This window comes from Enterobacter sp. JJBC, assembly GCF_036936505.1.
Taxonomy (GTDB): Bacteria; Pseudomonadota; Gammaproteobacteria; order Enterobacterales; family Enterobacteriaceae; genus Enterobacter; species Enterobacter hormaechei_C.
The window spans coordinates 179,982-198,109 of the sequence record NZ_CP136935.1; the positions used below are offsets into that span (position 1 = coordinate 179,982).

Genomic DNA, 18,128 nt, shown 5'->3' on the forward strand with positions numbered 1-18,128 from the left:
CCGGGACTATGATGACTCAACCGTTGGCGGGAGCGAAATCAGTGGGCACTGAGAACGAGCTGGATATTCGTGGTTTGTTTCGCGTGTTATGGCAGGGCAAACTGTGGATTGTAGGGATTGCCCTGGGGTTCGCGCTGTTAGCGCTTGCTTACACCTTCTTTGCAAAACAAGAGTGGAGCGCCACGGCGATCACAGACCGACCAACGGTGAATATGCTTGGAGGCTACTACTCCCAGCAGCAATTCCTGCGTAATCTTGATATCAAGGCCAATCTGGCGACCCCGGATCAGGCCTCGGTGATGGATGAATCCTACAAAGAGTTTGTGATGCAGCTGGCGTCGTGGGATACACGTCGCGATTTCTGGTCCCAGACGGACTACTACAAGCAGCGCATGGTCGGTAACAGCAAAGCGGATGCCGCGCTGCTGGACGATCTGATTAATAACATTCAGTTTATGCCTGGCGATGTGCTTCGTAACGTTAGCGACAGCGTGAAGCTGATTGCGGAAACGGCGCCGGACGCCAATAACCTGTTGCGTCAGTACGTTGCTTTTGCCAGCCAGCGCGCGGCCAGTCATTTGAATGACGAGCTGAAAGGCGCCTGGGCTGCGCGCACTATCCAGATGAAAGCGCAGGTCAAACGCCAGGAAGAGGTCGCTAAGGCCATCTTCGCCCGTCGCGTGCATAATCTTGAGCAGGCGCTGAAGATTGCGGAACAGCACAATATTTCCCGTAGCGAAACGGATGTTCCGGCGGACGAACTCCCGGATTCAGAAATGTTCCTTCTTGGTCGCCCAATGCTTCAGGCACGTCTGGAAAATATCCAGGCCGTTGGCCCTGACTTTGACCTTGATTACGACCAAAACCGCGCCATGCTCAATACGCTCAACGTCGGTCCAACGCTGGACCCGCGTTTTCAGACCTATCGTTATTTAAGAACGCCTGAAGAGCCTGTAAAACGCGATAGTCCGCGTCGCGCATTCCTGATGATCATGTGGGGGATTGTGGGCGCACTGACTGGCGCTGGCGTAGCGTTATTGCGTCGCCGCACAAACTAAGAACGCCGTCTACGATGAAGGCTGCGGCCTTCATCGTCTAATCGAAGAGAATCGATGTGAAAGTACTAACCGTATTTGGCACCAGGCCGGAGGCCATCAAGATGGCGCCTCTGGTTCATGCGCTGGCCAGAGATCCTGATATTGAAGCGAAAGTGTGCGTGACTGCCCAGCACCGTGAGATGCTCGATCAGGTCTTAACCCTCTTTTCTATCGTCCCGGATTACGATCTCAATATAATGAAACCGGGACAGGGACTGACGGAAATCACCTGCCGTATTCTGCAAGAATTAAAGCCTATTCTGGAGTCGTTCAAGCCGGATGTAGTGCTGGTGCACGGCGACACCACCACTACCGTGGCAACCAGCCTGGCCGCGTTCTATCAGCGTATCCCCGTTGGTCATATTGAAGCGGGTCTGCGTACCGGCAATCTCTATTCCCCGTGGCCGGAAGAGGCCAACCGTACGCTCACCGGTCACCTGGCGATGTACCATTTTGCGCCAACCGAGAACTCACGCCAAAACCTGCTGCGCGAAAATATCAGCGACAGCAAGATCTTCGTCACCGGCAATACGGTCATTGATGCGCTGATTTGGGTGCGTGACCGCGTGCTGGCTAACAGCGAGCTTCAGGCAGAACTTGCTGCGCGCTATCCGTTCCTGAACAACGGCAAGAAAACGATTCTGGTGACGGGCCACCGCCGCGAAAGCTTTGGTCGTGGCTTTGAGCAAATCTGCCACGCGCTGGCTGAAATCGCCGCGCAGAACGAGGATGTGCAGATTGTCTATCCGGTGCACCTCAACCCGAACGTCAGCGAACCGGTCAACCGTATCCTGGGTCACGTGGAAAACGTGCTCCTGATCGAGCCGCAGGACTATCTGCCATTTGTCTGGCTGATGAACCACGCCTGGCTGATCCTGACCGATTCTGGCGGCATTCAGGAAGAGGCGCCTTCACTCGGTAAGCCGGTACTGGTGATGCGTGAAACCACCGAACGCCCGGAAGCGGTCACTGCTGGTACCGTGCGTCTGGTGGGAACGGATCCGCGTCGTATTGTCGAAGAGGTCACGCGCTTACTGCATGACGATGAAGAGTATCAGGCGATGAGCCGGGCCCACAATCCGTACGGTGACGGGCAGGCTTGTGGTCGTATTTTGCACGCACTTAAACACAATCGGGTAACGCTATGAGTTTTACTACCATCTCTGTTGTTGGTCTTGGCTATATCGGGCTGCCTACTGCGGCGGCCTTTGCCTCTCGTCAAAAGCAGGTCGTTGGCGTAGATATCAACGCGCGCGCGGTGGAAACCATCAACCGTGGCGAAATTCATATCGTGGAGCCCGATCTCGATCGCGTGGTGAAAAAGGCGGTGGACGGTGGCTTCCTGCGCGCCAGCACCACGCCGGTAGAAGCCGATGCGTACCTGATTGCGGTTCCAACGCCCTTTAAAGGCGATCATGAGCCTGACATGGTTTACGTCGAGGCGGCGGCAAAATCCATTGCGCCTGTGCTGAAGAAAGGGGCGCTGGTTATCCTTGAGTCCACTTCACCTGTTGGGGCAACCGAGCAGATGGCACAGTGGCTGGCCGAGGCGCGTCCCGATCTTAGCTTCCCCCAGCAGGTGGGCGACCAGGCCGATATCAATATCGCCTACTGCCCTGAGCGCGTACTGCCAGGCCAGGTGATGGTGGAACTGATTAAAAATGACCGCGTGATTGGCGGCATGACGCCAGTCTGCTCCGCGCGCGCCAGCGAGCTGTATAAAATTTTCCTTGAAGGCGAATGTGTGGTGACCAACTCCCGCACCGCCGAGATGTGCAAACTGACCGAAAACAGTTTCCGCGACGTTAACATCGCGTTTGCGAATGAACTGTCGTTGATTTGCGCCGATCAGGGGATTAACGTCTGGGAACTTATTCGCCTTGCCAACCGTCACCCCCGCGTGAACATCCTTCAGCCGGGGCCGGGCGTGGGTGGGCACTGCATCGCGGTCGATCCGTGGTTTATCGTGGCGCAAAATCCGGAACAGGCACGCCTGATTCGCACCGCGCGCGAAGTAAACGACCATAAACCGCACTGGGTTATCAACCAGGTCAAAGCCACGGTCGCGGATTGCCTGGCCGACAGCGGCAAACGCGCCAGTGAGCTGAAAATTGCCTGCTTTGGTCTGGCATTCAAACCGAATATTGACGATCTGCGCGAAAGCCCGGCGATGGAAATTGCCGAAATGATCGCTGCCTGGCACAGCGGTGAAACGCTGGTGGTTGAGCCGAATATTCATGCGTTGCCGGCAAAACTTGCCGGTCACTGCACCCTTACCGCCCTGGATGACGCGCTGGCGACGGCGGATGTGCTGGTGCTGCTGGTGGATCACAATGCGTTTAAAGCGGTCTCCGGTGATGCCGTACGTCAGCAGTATGTTGTTGATACCAAAGGCGTGTGGCGTTGAGTATCCTCAACGGCGTGCTGGAGTCTCTTGAGTGGGAAAGCGCATTTTTTGCGCGTCCCTCAGCGATAGTGCGTCTGCACGACAATGCCCCTGCGTTGCAGGATGCAGACTTCAGCGCCTGGCAGCGCGTACAGGCTAAGATCCCGGCGGACCGCGCCGATCTGCTGGACGCCCTCCAGCAGCACGGATTCCGGCTGGTCGAGGGCGAGGTTGATCTCTCTGTTACCGTGGCGCGCTACGCCTCACCGGGCGCGGAAATTGCAACGGAGCAGGATATCCCCACGCTGCGCAAGATGGCGGCGCTGGCCTTCGCTCAGAGCCGTTTCCGGGCGCCCTGGTATGCGCCCGATGACAGCGGTCGCTTTTATGCTCAGTGGATAGAGAATGCGGTCAAAGGCACGTTTGACCACGTCTGTCTGGTGTTCCGTACTGACGGGGGACAGATTCAGGGTTTTGTTTCGCTTCGCAGGCTCACCGAGCACGAGGCGCGCATCGGATTGTTAGCCGGGCGCGGCATGGGCGAGAAACTCATGCAGGCGGCGCTGCACTGGGCGGAGCAACAACAGGTATCGACGCTGCGGGTCGCAACCCAGATGGGCAACACCGCTGCGCTTAAACGTTATATTGCGAGTGGTGCCAGCATCGACGCCACCGCCTACTGGTTATACAGGTGACAAGATGATTCCATTTAACGCGCCTCCCGTTGTGGGCACTGAACTTGATTACATGCAGTCGGCTATGGGCAGCGGCAAGCTCTGTGGCGACGGCGGTTTTACCCGCCGCTGCCAGCAGTGGATGGAGCAACGTTTTCACAGTGCCAAGGTGCTGCTGACGCCGTCCTGTACCGCATCGCTCGAGATGGCGGCGCTGCTGCTGGATATCCAGCCTGGCGATGAAGTGATCATGCCGAGCTACACCTTCGTCTCCACGGCGAACGCGTTTGTCCTGCGCGGGGCGAAAATCGTGTTTGTGGATATCCGTCCGGATACCATGAACATCGACGAAACGCTGATTGAAGCGGCGATCACTGACAAAACGCGGGCGATTGTGCCGGTGCATTACGCGGGCGTGGCCTGTGAGATGGACACCATCATGGCCATCGCCAAAAAGCACAACCTGTTTGTGGTGGAAGACGCCGCGCAGGGCGTGATGTCCACCTACAAAGGTCGCGCGCTGGGCACCATCGGTCATATCGGCTGCTTTAGCTTCCACGAAACCAAAAACTACACCGCAGGCGGCGAAGGCGGCGCGACGCTGATTAACGATCGTGCCCTGGTGGAGCGTGCGGAAGTGATCCGTGAAAAAGGGACCAACCGCAGCCAGTTCTTCCGCGGTCAGGTGGATAAGTACACCTGGCGCGATATCGGCTCAAGCTACCTGATGGCGGATTTGCAGGCCGCGTATCTCTGGGCGCAGCTGGAAGCGGCAGAGCGAATCAATCTGCAACGCCTCTCCCTGTGGCAAACCTACTACGACGCGCTGGAGCCGCTGGCAAAAGCCGGACGTATTGAACTGCCGACTATTCCGGCAGACTGTATCCACAACGCTCACATGTTCTACATCAAGCTGCGCGATAACGACGATCGCAGCAAGCTGATTGCCTGGCTGAAAGAGGCGGAAATTATGGCGGTATTCCACTATATTCCGCTGCACTCCAGCCCGGCTGGCGAAGCCTTCGGGATGTTTGCCGGTGAAGACCGCTACACCACCAAAGAGAGCGAACGTCTGCTCCGCCTGCCCCTGTTCTACAACCTCGCGCCGGTGAACCAGCGTACGGTGATCAATTCGCTTCTGAGTTATTTCGCCTGATATGTCTCTGGCAAAAGCGTCGGTGTGGACGGCAGCGTCCACGCTAGTAAAAATTGGCGCCGGGTTACTGGTCGTCAAGCTGCTGGCCGTCTCATTTGGTCCGTCAGGCGTTGGGCTGGCAGGGAACTTCCGCCAGCTGGTCACGGTGCTTGGCGTGCTGGCGGGAGCCGGGATATTCAATGGCGTCACCAAATACGTCGCGCAGCATCATGACGATGCCGAAAAGCTCCGCACGGTGGTGGGCACCTCCTCGGCTATGGTGCTGGGCTTCTCTACGTTGCTGGCCGTCGTCTTTTTGCTGGCGGCGGCACCCATCAGCCAGGGGCTGTTCGGACACACGCATTATCAGGGGCTGGTGCGCCTGGTGGCGCTGGTTCAGATGGGGATCGCCTGGGCGAACCTGCTGCTGGCGCTGATGAAAGGCTTCCGTGATGCCGCCGGGAATGCGCTGGCGCTGATCCTCGGCAGCATCATCGGCGTTATCGCCTACTACTTTTGCTATCGGCTGGGCGGCTATGAAGGCGCGCTGCTGGGGCTGGCGCTGGTGCCTGCGCTCGTTGTCATTCCGGCTGCGTTTATGCTGATGCGCAGAGGCAATGTCCCGCTGAGTTACCTGAAACCGCAGTGGGACAAGATGCTGGCGGGGCAGCTCGGTAAGTTTACCCTGATGGCGCTCATCACTTCGGTAACGCTTCCCGTTGCCTACGTGATGATGCGAAACCTGCTGGCAGCGCATTACAGCTGGGATGAAGTGGGGATCTGGCAGGGCGTGAGCAGTATTTCAGATGCTTACCTCCAATTTATTACGGCTTCCTTTAGCGTCTATTTGCTGCCAACCTTATCGCGCCTGACTTCCAGGCAGGATATTACCCGCGAGATTTTTCGCTCCCTGCGTTTTGTGTTGCCGGCGGTTGCGATCGCCAGCTTTACCGTCTGGTTAATGCGTGATTTCGCCATCTGGCTGCTGTTTTCGGCGAAGTTTACCGCCATGCGCGATCTGTTTGCCTGGCAACTGGTCGGCGATGTGCTGAAAGTGGGGGCATACGTTTTCGGCTATCTGGTGATTGCGAAGGCTTCGCTGCGGTTGTATATCCTGGCAGAGATCGGCCAGTTTGCGCTGCTGACGGCATTTTCTCACTGGCTGATCCCCACCCACGGTGCGCTGGGGGCGGCTCAGGCCTATATGGCAACTTATATCGTTTATTTCGCTGCCTGTTGCGGCGTATTTTTACTTTGGCGTAAACGCGCATGACTGCACTGATACACATACTGGGATCGGATATCCCGCATCACAACCAGACCGTTCTACGTTTCTTCAATGATGAACTGGCATCCGGCACGCCCGATGCGCGCGAGTTTATGGTCGTTGGACGCGATAACGGTCTGAGCGCGGCGTGTCCGGCATTGCACATCACCTTCTGGCCAGACAAAGCGGCGCTGACCAAAGCCGTTGTCGCGAAAGCTAAAGCGGACCGAAGCCAGCGTTTCTTCTTCCACGGACAGTTCAATACTGGCCTGTGGCTGGCGCTGTTAAGCGGCGGGATAAAACCTTCCCAGTTCAGCTGGCATATCTGGGGAGCGGATCTCTACGAAGTCTCCCGTGGCTGGAAATTCCGTCTTTTCTATCCGCTGCGTCGTCTGGCCCAGGCGCGCGTGGGCTGCGTTTTTGCTACCCGTGGCGATCTCAACTATTTTGCTAAACAGCACCCGAAGGTTCGCGGGGAGCTGCTCTATTTTCCGACCCGTATGGATCCTGCGCTGAACACCCTGGCGAATGACGCGGTTCGTGAGGGCAAACTGACCATCCTGGTGGGAAATTCCGGCGATCGCAGTAACGAGCATGTCGCGGCGCTGCGGGCGGTGCATCAGCAGTTTGGCGATACGGTGAACGTAGTGGTGCCGATGGGCTATCCCGCCAATAACGACGCCTACATCAATGACGTTCGCCAGCAGGGGCTTGCGCTGTTTAGCGCGGAAAATCTGCACATTCTCAACGATAAGCTGGAATTTGATGACTATCTCGCGCTCCTGCGAAAATGCGATCTGGGCTATTTCATCTTTGCCCGTCAGCAGGGGATTGGTACGCTGTGTCTGCTGATTCAGGCAGGCGTACCGTGCGTGCTCAACCGCGAAAACCCGTTCTGGCAGGACATGGCCGAACAGCATATTCCGATGCTGTTTACCTCTGACACGCTTAATGTCGAGGTCGTACGGGAAGCGCAGCGTCAGCTCACGCTGGTGGATAAAAATAGCATCGACTTTTTCAGCCCGAACTACCTCACGCCGTGGCACCACGCGCTGCGTATTGCTTCAGGAGACAACGCATGAGCCAGTTGCAATTTAGCGGCTTGCTGGTGGTCTGGCTGCTGAGCACGCTGTTTATCGCCACGCTCACCTGGTTTGAGTTCCGGCGCGTACGTTTTAACTTCAACGTTTTCTTCTCGCTGCTGTTTTTGCTGACCTTTTTCTTTGGCTTCCCGCTGACCAGCATCCTCGTGTTCCGCTTTGATGTTGGCGTCGCTCCGCCGGAAATCTTGTTGCAGGCACTGCTCTCTGCGACCTGCTTCTACGCGGTGTATTACGTCACCTATAAAACGCGCCTGCGCGCGGCGAAAGACACCGCACCCCGTCGTCCGCTGTTTACCATGAACCGGGTAGAAACCCATCTGACGTGGGTTATGCTGATGACCATCGCCCTCGTCAGCGTGGCGATCTTCTTCATGCATAACGGCTTTTTACTGTTTAAGTTACAGTCCTATAGCCAGATTTTCTCCGCCGAAGTCTCTGGTGTCGCGCTCAAGCGTTTCTTCTATTTCTTCATTCCGGCGATGCTGGTGGTCTTTTTCCTGCGTCAGGACAGCAAAGCCTGGCTGTTCTTCCTGGTCAGCACCGTCGCATTTGGCATTCTGACCTACATGATCGTCGGCGGCACCCGCGCCAACATCATTATCGCCTTCGCGATTTTCCTGTTTATCGGCATTATTCGCGGCTGGATCTCGCTGTGGATGCTGGCGGCGGCAGGCGTCTTTGGCATTGTGGGGATGTTCTGGCTGGCGCTGAAGCGCTACGGACTGAACGTGGCGGGCGACGAAGCGTTTTATACCTTCCTGTATCTGACGCGCGACACCTTCTCGCCGTGGGAAAACCTGGCATTGCTGCTGCAAAACTACGACAAAATCGAATTCCAGGGGCTGGCGCCGATTGTTCGCGATTTCTATGTCTTTATACCGACGTGGCTGTGGCCTGACCGTCCCGGTATTGTCCTGAACACGGCGAACTACTTTACCTGGGAAGTGCTGAACAACCATTCGGGCCTGGCGATTTCCCCAACCCTGATTGGCTCGCTGGTAGTGATGGGCGGAACGTGGTTTATCCTGCCGGGCGCGATCGCGGTCGGGTTGATAATAAAATGGTTCGACTGGCTATATACGCTGGGTAACGAAGAGACCAACCGCTACAAAGCCGCTGTTTTGCACAGTTTCTGTTTCGGTGCCATTTTCAATATGATCGTTCTGGCGCGCGAGGGGCTGGATTCATTCGTCTCACGCGTGGTGTTCTTTATGGTCGTTTTCGGACTCTGTCTGCTGCTGGCAAAACTGCTGTACTGGTTGTTTGACAGTGCAGGGCTTGTGCACAGACGTGAGCCACAGGGCAGCACAACGCTGTCGCAAGTCTGAGTAGGGATTATCATGACGGATACAACTTCAGCCCCGCGTTATGCGCTGCGCGGGCTACAGCTGATTGGCTGGCGAGACATGCAGCACGCGCTGGATTTCCTGTTCGCGGACGGGCAGATGAAATCGGGCACGCTTGTGGCCATCAACGCAGAAAAAATGCTGGCGGTTGAAGATAATGCGGAAGTGAAAAGCCTGATTGAAGCCGCGGAGTTTAAATACGCAGACGGTATTAGCGTGGTGCGTTCAATTCGTAAAAAGTTTCCAGACGCTAATGTGTCTCGCGTGGCGGGAGCTGACCTTTGGGAGCGGCTTATGGAACGCGCAGGCGCTGAAGGCACACCGGTATTTTTGATCGGCGGCAAGCCAGAGGTGCTGGCGCAGACCGAACAAAAGCTGCGTAACCAGTGGAATGTTAACATCGTGGGCAGTCAGGATGGCTATTTCAGGCCGGAAGATCGCCAGGCGTTATATGAGCGCGTGCGCGACAGCGGGGCGAAAATTGTCACTGTCGCCATGGGGTCGCCGCGCCAGGAAATTCTAATGCGCGATTGCCGTCTGGTCAGCCCGGATGCGCTCTATATGGGCGTCGGCGGCACCTACGACGTCTTTACCGGCCACGTTAAGCGTGCGCCCAAAGTCTGGCAAAACCTGGGGCTGGAGTGGCTCTACCGCCTGCTTTCTCAACCGACACGAATCAAACGACAGATTCGTCTTCTGCGCTACCTCGCCTGGCACTACACCGGTAAAATGTAATCAATATGCAGCGCGATCTGCTGTTCGCGCTGCAACGCCCCCTGCAAAGCTGCTGAATTTCTGTGCAATGCATTCATTTTTTTAATGCATTGTTTGCCATTTGCCAGAATTTAAGAAACCATTCGCTCCGTATTTCAGTACCCCTCAAAAACAATACCCGGCAATAAGTCGGGAAACAGCAAACACAACCGAGGAATTATGGCAGAGAAAAAACCGGAGCTTCAGCGTGGGCTGGAAGCTCGACATATTGAATTGATCGCGCTGGGCGGGACTATCGGCGTTGGCCTGTTTATGGGCTCGGCAAGCACGCTGAAATGGGCGGGGCCTTCCGTCCTGCTGGCGTATATTATTGCCGGACTGTTCGTCTTCTTCATCATGCGCTCAATGGGCGAAATGCTGTTCCTGGAGCCGGTAACGGGCTCTTTCGCCGTTTACGCCCACCGGTATATGAGCCCGTTCTTTGGTTATCTCACGGCCTGGTCGTACTGGTTTATGTGGATGGCCGTCGGGATTTCGGAGATCACCGCCATCGGGGTCTACGTGCAGTTCTGGTTCCCGGAGATGGCCCAGTGGATACCTGCGCTTATTGCCGTAGGGCTAGTGGCGCTGGCGAACCTTGCCGCCGTTCGTCTTTACGGTGAAATCGAGTTCTGGTTTGCGATGATCAAAGTTACCACCATCATCGTGATGATTGTTGTGGGTCTGGGTGTCATCTTCTTTGGCTTCGGTAACGGCGGGCACGCTATCGGTTTCGGTAACCTGACCGGGCACGGCGGCTTTTTTGCGGGTGGCTGGAAGGGCTTTCTGACGGCGCTCTGTATCGTTGTCGCCTCCTATCAGGGCGTTGAGCTGATCGGCATTACCGCCGGTGAGGCGAAAAACCCGCAGGTCACACTGCGTAGCGCGGTAGGCAAGGTGCTGTGGCGTATCCTGATTTTCTATGTGGGCGCGATCTTCGTTATCGTGACCATTTTCCCATGGAACGAGATCGGCACCACCGGCAGCCCGTTTGTCCTAACTTTCGCTAAGATTGGCATCACGGCGGCAGCCGCCATTATCAACTTTGTGGTACTGACGGCGGCGCTTTCCGGCTGTAACAGCGGAATGTACAGCTGTGGGCGTATGCTTTACGCGCTCTCGCAAAACAAACAGCTGCCGGCTGTGATGGGCAAAGTCTCCCGCGTAGGTGTACCGGTGGCGGGCGTAGCGGTGTCGATTGTGATTTTGCTGATTGGCTCTTGCCTGAACTACATCATCCCAAATCCGCAGCGCGTGTTTGTTTACGTCTATAGCGCCAGCGTGCTGCCGGGGATGGTACCGTGGTTTGTCATTTTGATTAGCCAGTTGCGTTTCCGGCAGGCGCACAAAAAAGCGATCGCCAGCCATCCGTTCCGCTCCATTCTGTTCCCGTATGCGAACTATTTGACGATGGCGTTCCTGATTTGCGTATTAATTGGAATGTACTTTAATGAAGATACCCGCATGTCGCTGTTTGTCGGGATGATCTTCCTGGCTGCCGTCACAGCTGCATATAAACTTTTTGGCCTGGGTCGCCGTGGCTCCGCCCATAAAGTGGAGGAATAAGCGGCAAAATGTGCAAACCATAACCAAACGCGCATTTTTTTCAAAAAAGCACTAGACAGCGGGGACGGAGGTACGTAATATCCAGCCCCGCAACGGCGCTAAGCGCCCGTAGCTCAGCTGGATAGAGCGCTGCCCTCCGGAGGCAGAGGTCTCAGGTTCGAATCCTGTCGGGCGCGCCATTTTAGTCCCGGCGCTAGAGCTGCGGTGGTCTGAGAAGTAGTCAGAACCGCGTGAAAGAATACAGTGGTGGCTATAGCTCAGTTGGTAGAGCCCTGGATTGTGATTCCAGTTGTCGTGGGTTCGAATCCCATTAGCCACCCCATTATTGAAAGAGTTGTGAATTGCGAAGGTGGCGGAATTGGTAGACGCGCTAGCTTCAGGTGTTAGTGTTCTTACGGACGTGGGGGTTCAAGTCCCCCCCCTCGCACCACGACTTTTAATGAGTTGAACTAAAAATTCAAAAAAGCAGTACATCGGCGAGTAGCGCAGCTTGGTAGCGCAACTGGTTTGGGACCAGTGGGTCGGAGGTTCGAATCCTCTCTCGCCGACCAATTTTGAACCCCGCTTCGGCGGGGTTTTTTGTTTTCTGCGTTTTTTTATCCTGTAGTCATTTCCCGACAACACCCCACATCCTTGTCGCGATTCAGCGACATATAAACCATTAATATTTAAGTATTTGTTATTTTACCTCTTAACCTGTCTCCTTGTGGCGACAGTTCACCGACTTTAGCGCGATGTTGTATGGCTTCAGGCGGTTCTTAACAGCATAATTTCCTTTTATCTTAAAATGTTGCGCGATGTAAAAGTTCTGCGTGTAAACCTGGCACATTACATGCAATAATATGCGTGTAGATGCTCATTCCATCTCTTATGTTCGCCTTAAGGCCTCATAAACTCAGGAATGACGCAGAGCCGTTTACGGTGCTTATCGTCCACTGACAGATGTCGCTTCGGCCTCATCAGACACCATGGACACAACGTTGAGTGAAGCACCAAATATGTTGTCTTACAGACCTGTTTTAACGCCTGCTTTTATAGCAGGCGTTTTTTTATGCCTTATTCACGATAATGGGCCAGGACCAGCGCCACCAACAGCAGTGCGATAGCAGAGACAGCATATAGCGTCTGAGCCGCTCCCAATATCGTCGCCGTCATTGCGGCGAGGCCCGTAAAAAGGGAAGCGCTCAACGTTTGCCAGCGCCAGGCCTTACCGCTGGCAGCGGATATCTGTATAGCCTGAAAATTACTCAGTACCCCAAACGTACCCGCCGCAAAAACGATATTCGACGCCAGATGCGCGATAAAGATCATCCCCAGCGCAAGCACGACCCATGCGGATAAAAACGGAAGCAACCCATAGGCTGCCAGAAAAAGAGCAAGACAGCTAAGTAGCAAAGGCGTTCTTGCTGCAAAGCGCGTCAGACTCTCTTTTCTGAGCAGCAAGGGGCCACAAAGCTGTCCCAGGCTTCTGGCAAAAAGCAAGGGCAGCGCAAGCCCAGCGGCATTCTCGGGGTTGATCTGCTGCGCCAGTGCTGGCAGCAACGCCATTGCAGGCGAGCCTACGGCAGCAAGGGCAGGCAAAATCAGCAAACTGCGTTTTTGTCGAAGGGTCAGAGTTTGCCAGCGCAATGCCACAGGTTGAGGGTCCCCGACAGGCAACGGTGCTGGACGCGCTACATACTGGCGTTCTGCGAGAAACAGCATGACCAGCGATCCCATAAAACTGGCGGCGTCGATGACCAGTAAGGCGAAGACCGGGATGCGCTGGAACAACACCACACCCAGCCCGGTTCCTAACAAAACCTGGGAGGCAAAAATCACATTTTCCAGACACGTTGCCGCAGGCAGTTCTGCCTCATGCAGTCCGCGTTTAAACAGAAGCGTTAACGCAGGCCAGCTCATCCCGCTCAGCAACGCTTCTGTGGATTGCACCGCAAGCAGCGCCGGTATGCTGTGGTAATGTGCGCCTGAAAGGGGAAAGAGCAGGGCGAGCAAGCCCAGCCATTCGGTCAGCATCAACAGGTAGAGAGGTGAAAACCGCTGGCACAGCTTTTCACCAATCAGGCTGCCGATAAAACCGGGCACCGTAGCAAAAAGGAAGGCGAGGGTTAACAGCGCTGACGGGGCTGACCACTGTAACAATAATCCGAAAACAACAACCTGAGTTAAGCCATTACCCAGGGAGCTAAAGATAAAGGCGCAGGCCAGCAGGCGGAGCCAGCGATAGCACCGCAGCGCTTCGAAAAGCGCATATAAAAGCGAGTTCATGACGATATCCTTTCAGAAACGGTTTATTCCACGCGGGTAAGCGCGTGTGCAAAAAAAAAGTTAAGGAAAAGACATCGTTACATTGGCGGGTTCGTTTGCAGGTGAGTGTTAAAAGAATGTAGCAGGAGAAATGAGATAAAAAAAGGAGGCCATCTGGCCTCCTGTTAATTACTGCTGCGTTCCGTTATTTTGCAACGTCAATAACAGCCCATCACGGCGCATAGCTGCGGCCTCTTCCGGCTTGTGTTGCTTGTCCAGCGAATCAGCAAGCCAGGCGTAATCAAATGCGTCCGGGCGTTGCTTCAGCGCGGCGCGGAAGGCGAGACTCGCCTCCTGCCACTCGCCGTGTTTCATCAGAGACTGGCCCAGCGTACTCCACAGCAGCGGACGATCGCCCACGGTTTTGATCTGCTGGCGCAGTGCTTTTTCAATTTGTTCCGGATTGTTGGTTTTCAGACGCGGGATGACCATCACCAGGCGGTCATCATACTGTCGCTTGAGACCGTCGAGGAGGATCTCCTGCGCGGTGTCATGGTCGTCACACTCAATCAGATGTTCTGCCATCGCAACCTGAAGAGGAACCTGCTGGCGCGTTTTGCGGCTCTGGTTTTTCCACCAGGTTTTCAGGCCGTCGCTGCCGAGATCGGCGCGCGCCTGATCCATCAGGCCAATCCAGGCCAGACGCTGAAGTTCATCACGATGTTCATCATCACCCACGTCGGCTTTCGCCATGGAAGGGATAATGTCCAGCAGCGAGCCCCATGCACCGGTCCGAATATATGCCTGCTCAGCAAGACGCAGCACTTCCGGATGACGAGGGGTAATTTCCAGCAGACGGTCAACGCCGTGACGTGCGGCATGGTTTTCATTGCGCGCCAGTTGCAGACGAACGCGGGTGATCTCAACCGGAATCGGATCCTTAGTAGAGAGCTCAGACGCGCGTTCAAGATGCTGATTGGCGCGGGCCTCATCGCCTCGCTGTTGCGCCGCCTCAGCGGCCAGGAGATAGTTAACAACCGGCTGTTCTGCATGGTCGGCATTTTTCGACATTAGCTTTTCAACCTGCTGATAGTCACCTTCGGCCAGCTTCAGCAATGCCTGCTCGGTCTGCTTACGGGCGCGACGGCGCTTACGGCCAACGAACCAGCCGCGCGTATGTACGCCGGTACGGAAAATACGACGCAGGAGCCACTCCACTGCCAGCAGAACGACCACACCCAGGATCAGGATAATCGCCAGCCCTGTTACGCTGGTTTCGATGTTGTAGTTATCGGTCTGGATCAATACGTAACCCTGGTGACCCGCAAGCATCGGCCCCAGTACAATCCCGGCGATCAGCAGGATGAAGAGTAAGAAGACTTTTAGCATCATTACTCTCCTTGCGGCGCGCTTTCAGGCGCTGGCGCGGCGGCAGGTGCTTCAGCCGGACGCTCTGCCGGAACGCCCGGCTGGGCCAGCAAGTTACGCACGCGCGTCTGCATGATCTTCTCCAGAATCGGCTGGCTTTCCAGCTTGTCCGGTACGTTCATGGTGATGTTTTGCTGGCTCAGCTTGTCGATATCCTCAAGGAACGCGGTCGTGGTTGCATCATTGGTATCGTAGTAAGCACGTACCCAGGTTGAAACGTTATCCAGCGCCTGTTTGTAGGTCTCTTCCTGGTGACGCGGCACGGCCTGCGCCGCGACCAACAGGCGGGAACGAATGTTTTCGCGTAGATAGACGTCCTGGTTCGGTGCCAGCAGCGGCACGGCAGTTTCATCGCGGCGGCGAATGGTTATAAAGCTGTCCATAAAGTTCTGCCAGCTCTTTTGCAGGTTGATACGCCATTCGCTCAGGGAACTGGACAGCTCGGTACCGTCGGAATCCATCGGAGAGTCATCGTCGTTGTTATCGGCCAGCTGAAGGTTATCAATCTGGTTCGAGAGCTGATTCACCTTAAGGATGATACCGTCGTAGTCGACCTGAGAAACCGCGGACAGGCTGGCGATATCTTCCGTAATAGCGCGGCGTGCGTTGATGAGGCTCGGATCGTTCATATCAGCCAGGCTTGCGTCGGCGCTTTTCAGCAGCGCGGCGGCGGTGGTGACATCCTGATCGCTCCAGAGCTTGCGCCCGGCCAGTTTCACCAGAAAATCGGCCTGTGAAAGTAGCCAGGTTTTGGCATCGGTTCCCGAAATTGTGGCGACTTTTTCCTGCACTTCGCTCAGCTGTTTGGTCAACTCTTCACGTTTGCTGTTCGCGTCGGCGAGGGCGGCAGCCTGCTGTTTGATCACACCTTCCAGCTCAGCTTTTTGCGTCTCCTGCGCTTTCTGTAGGGCAGTGATTTGGTTAACCAGCGCGTCGCTGGTGGCCGTCTGGTTGGTGCCTTGTTTCTTCACCAGTCCGTAGAGACCCACGCCTGCGGCCAGCGCAATCGCGATGGCAATCACGCTCAGCGTGAGGCTGGTTTTATTGCTGCCGTTTTTCTTCTCAACGGTTGTGTCTGTCGTCTCTGGCTGTGACGTGGTGTCCACAGTCTCCCTGGTCTCTTCAACCACGGCGGAGGATTTTTCGTGTTCCGTCATTATGGCTTCCCATTTGAGAGTTATTGTAATGCGCGCAGCAGCGCATCGTTGTCGGCGTTTTCAGCGATCCGAATATCCTGCCAGCCCAGTTCCCGGGCGTGGTTCGCCAGACGCTCACTGACGACCAGAAGCCGACAGCGGAGTAACCAGTTTTCGCGATACCAAAGCGGAATCAGCGACCAAAGCTGTTGTAACATTTCACCGCTGGTGACCACCAGCGTATTAATACCGCGGGCGTGCCAGCGCATTGCTTCTTCCGCGCCATCATAGTGTTTTGCACAGCGCTGATAGCACTCCACAAACGTCACGTCTGCGCCGCGTTCGCGCAGCGTCTCGCCCAGCAGTTCGCGGCCACCGTTGCCGCGCAAAATAAGCGCGCGCTTTCCGGCAATGTTTTGTAATTCAGGTAATTGTAGCAAGACTTCGCTGATTTCCCGATCTAACGGGTAACGAACATCGATTCCGCTCGCGGTATGTAAGGCCAGCGCCGTAGTGCGCCCGATGGCGAAATAGCGGGGGGCGTGAGGCCAGCGAACGCCCTGTTGTTGCAGCTGCGCATGGGCAAACTCCACGGCATGCTGCGACAGCGCAAAGAGCAGATCGCCTTCCTGCAAGAGACGCATCTGGTCAGCGAGCTCAGGCAGCTCGCGACCGGGGGAGAATTCAATCAGCGGAAAACTCCAGGCCACCTGCCCCAGTGCGCGCAGACGGCTCACTAACTGCTCTCCTGCGGGAGAAGGGCGGGTGACAAGTATGCTCATGCAGGGGGCTCTCCGTTATAGACCTCGGCCAGAATTTCACGTGCGCCGTTATTCAGCAGCTCTTCCGCCAGCGATACGCCAAGCGCCTCGGCATCTTGCGGTTTGCCGCGACGTTCACCGCGAACCATATGCGAGCCGTCCGGCGCGCCAACCAGCGCACGCAGCCACAGTTCACCGTCAGTTAATTCAGCATAGCTGCCAATTGGCACCTGACAGCCTCCTTCGAGGCGTGTATTCATCGCGCGCTCGGCTTTTACGCGAACGGCGGTATCGTCATGATTCAGCGGCGCCAGCAGTGCCTGAGTGCGCACATCATCCAGACGACACTCAATGCCGACGGCGCCCTGGCCGACGGCGGGCAGCGACAGCTCCGGCGGCAACGCCACGCGAATGCGTTTTTCCAGCCCCAGGCGTTTCAGGCCCGCAACCGCAAGAATAATGGCATCGTAGTCGCCGTTATCCAGCTTGCCAAGGCGTGTGCCGACGTTCCCGCGCAGCGAACGGATCACCAGATCCGGGCGACGTTCAGCCAGCTGACACTGGCGGCGTAAACTTGACGTGCCGACCACGCTGCCTGCCGGCAACGCATCGAGCGAGTCATATCGATTAGAGACAAACGCATCGCGCGGATCCTCGCGCTCGCAGATGGTCACCAGCCCCAGCCCTTCCGGGAACTCAACGGGCACATCCTTCATCGAATGCACGGCGATATCGGCGCGGTTCTCAAGCAATGCCAGCTCCAGCTCTTTGACAAACAGACCTTTTCCGCCCACTTTGGCCAGCGGCGTATCCAGTATGACATCGCCACGCGTAACCATTGGCACCAGCTCAACGCGTAATCCGGTGTGGCAGGCTTCCAGGCGCTGCTTAACATAATGTGCCTGCCAGAGTGCAAGAGGACTTTGGCGTGTGGCAATTCTCAAAACATTGTCTAACATGCTTGTTACCGTCATTATCAATCGCTAACCATCCTAACATTGTTGACACTCGGATGGCAGTTTTACGGTTGATGAAGAGTGAGAGGGACAGGGCGGCGTATTCGTCAGCCATCGCCGTATTCAGGAATTTACACGTACAGAACGGTGCTACACTTGTATGTAGCGCATCTTTCTTTACGGTCAACCGGCAAGGTGTTAAATTGATCACGTTTTAGACCATTTTTTCGTCTGTACCACCAGAAAAGCAAAAGGCGAAAAAAGGGTAACGGT

15 protein-coding genes and 4 tRNA genes are annotated in these 18,128 nt (G+C 55.9%); 14 read left to right on the forward strand and 5 right to left on the reverse strand.

Features of this window, described 5'->3' with window-relative positions; genetic code table 11:
• The first annotated feature begins 11 nt into the window (after positions 1–11).
• From wzzE to RY075_RS00950, 14 genes are all read left to right on the forward strand, one after another.
• Positions 12–1,058, forward strand: a complete 1,047-nt coding sequence (wzzE, locus tag RY075_RS00885; RefSeq protein WP_017383601.1) for an ECA polysaccharide chain length modulation protein — start codon at positions 12–14, stop codon at positions 1,056–1,058.
• Between the two features lie 56 nt (positions 1,059–1,114).
• Complete coding sequence (gene wecB / locus RY075_RS00890; protein ID WP_006812390.1) at positions 1,115–2,245, forward strand: UDP-N-acetylglucosamine 2-epimerase (non-hydrolyzing); 1,131 nt, start codon at positions 1,115–1,117, stop codon at positions 2,243–2,245.
• A complete protein-coding gene (wecC, locus tag RY075_RS00895; protein ID WP_045342691.1) occupies positions 2,242–3,504 on the forward strand; it encodes a UDP-N-acetyl-D-mannosamine dehydrogenase in 1,263 nt (420 codons plus the stop codon). The genes wecB and wecC overlap by 4 nt, the downstream gene beginning before the upstream one ends.
• A complete protein-coding gene (rffC, locus tag RY075_RS00900; protein WP_032608212.1) occupies positions 3,501–4,178 on the forward strand; it encodes a dTDP-4-amino-4,6-dideoxy-D-galactose acyltransferase in 678 nt (225 codons plus the stop codon). Before wecC ends, rffC begins: the two co-directional genes overlap by 4 nt.
• A 4-nt stretch (positions 4,179–4,182) precedes the next feature.
• Positions 4,183–5,313, forward strand: coding sequence for a dTDP-4-amino-4,6-dideoxygalactose transaminase (gene rffA / locus RY075_RS00905; RefSeq protein WP_032608214.1), 1,131 nt, complete (start codon positions 4,183–4,185; stop codon positions 5,311–5,313).
• A 1-nt stretch (position 5,314) separates the two neighbouring features.
• A complete protein-coding gene (gene wzxE, locus RY075_RS00910) occupies positions 5,315–6,565 on the forward strand; it encodes a lipid III flippase WzxE (RefSeq protein WP_061856859.1) in 1,251 nt (416 codons plus the stop codon).
• Positions 6,562–7,641 carry a TDP-N-acetylfucosamine:lipid II N-acetylfucosaminyltransferase gene (locus RY075_RS00915; RefSeq protein WP_109948588.1) on the forward strand — a complete coding sequence of 360 codons (1,080 nt, stop codon included), beginning with the start codon at positions 6,562–6,564 and terminating at the stop codon, positions 7,639–7,641. Before wzxE ends, RY075_RS00915 begins: the two co-directional genes overlap by 4 nt.
• Positions 7,638–8,990, forward strand: a complete 1,353-nt coding sequence (gene wzyE / locus RY075_RS00920) for an ECA oligosaccharide polymerase (RefSeq protein WP_023323983.1) — start codon at positions 7,638–7,640, stop codon at positions 8,988–8,990. Before RY075_RS00915 ends, wzyE begins: the two co-directional genes overlap by 4 nt.
• Positions 8,991–9,002: 12 nt before the next feature.
• A complete protein-coding gene (wecG, locus tag RY075_RS00925; RefSeq protein ID WP_022646653.1) occupies positions 9,003–9,743 on the forward strand; it encodes a lipopolysaccharide N-acetylmannosaminouronosyltransferase in 741 nt (246 codons plus the stop codon).
• 198 nt (positions 9,744–9,941) lie between these two features.
• Positions 9,942–11,327, forward strand: coding sequence for an amino acid permease (locus tag RY075_RS00930; RefSeq protein WP_017693946.1), 1,386 nt, complete (start codon positions 9,942–9,944; stop codon positions 11,325–11,327).
• 102 nt (positions 11,328–11,429) lie between these two features.
• Positions 11,430–11,506, forward strand: a tRNA-Arg gene (locus tag RY075_RS00935).
• A gap of 67 nt (positions 11,507–11,573) precedes the next feature.
• Positions 11,574–11,649: transfer RNA gene (locus tag RY075_RS00940), tRNA-His, on the forward strand.
• A 21-nt stretch (positions 11,650–11,670) separates the two neighbouring features.
• Positions 11,671–11,757: transfer RNA gene (locus RY075_RS00945), tRNA-Leu, on the forward strand.
• Positions 11,758–11,801: 44 nt separating this feature from the next.
• Positions 11,802–11,878 (forward strand) — tRNA-Pro (locus RY075_RS00950).
• 505 nt (positions 11,879–12,383) lie between these two features.
• Here RY075_RS00950 and RY075_RS00955 read toward each other — a convergent pair.
• The 5 genes from RY075_RS00955 to hemC all read right to left on the reverse strand — a co-directional run bounded on the left by RY075_RS00955 (position 12,384) and on the right by hemC (position 17,858).
• Positions 12,384–13,595, reverse strand: coding sequence for a hypothetical protein (locus tag RY075_RS00955; RefSeq protein ID WP_045346008.1), 1,212 nt, complete (start codon positions 13,593–13,595; stop codon positions 12,384–12,386).
• 168 nt (positions 13,596–13,763) lie between these two features.
• Positions 13,764–14,963: a protoheme IX biogenesis protein HemY gene (hemY, locus tag RY075_RS00960; protein ID WP_136467366.1), complete on the reverse strand. Its 1,200-nt coding sequence runs from the start codon at positions 14,961–14,963 to the stop codon at positions 13,764–13,766.
• Between the two features lie 2 nt (positions 14,964–14,965).
• Positions 14,966–16,159 carry a uroporphyrinogen-III C-methyltransferase gene (gene hemX / locus RY075_RS00965; protein WP_006812379.1) on the reverse strand — a complete coding sequence of 398 codons (1,194 nt, stop codon included), beginning with the start codon at positions 16,157–16,159 and terminating at the stop codon, positions 14,966–14,968.
• A 20-nt stretch (positions 16,160–16,179) separates the two neighbouring features.
• A complete protein-coding gene (gene hemD / locus RY075_RS00970; RefSeq protein ID WP_003860818.1) occupies positions 16,180–16,920 on the reverse strand; it encodes a uroporphyrinogen-III synthase in 741 nt (246 codons plus the stop codon).
• Positions 16,917–17,858: a hydroxymethylbilane synthase gene (hemC, locus tag RY075_RS00975; protein WP_032634371.1), complete on the reverse strand. Its 942-nt coding sequence runs from the start codon at positions 17,856–17,858 to the stop codon at positions 16,917–16,919. Before hemC ends, hemD begins: the two co-directional genes overlap by 4 nt.
• Between the last annotated feature and the right edge of the window lie 270 nt (positions 17,859–18,128).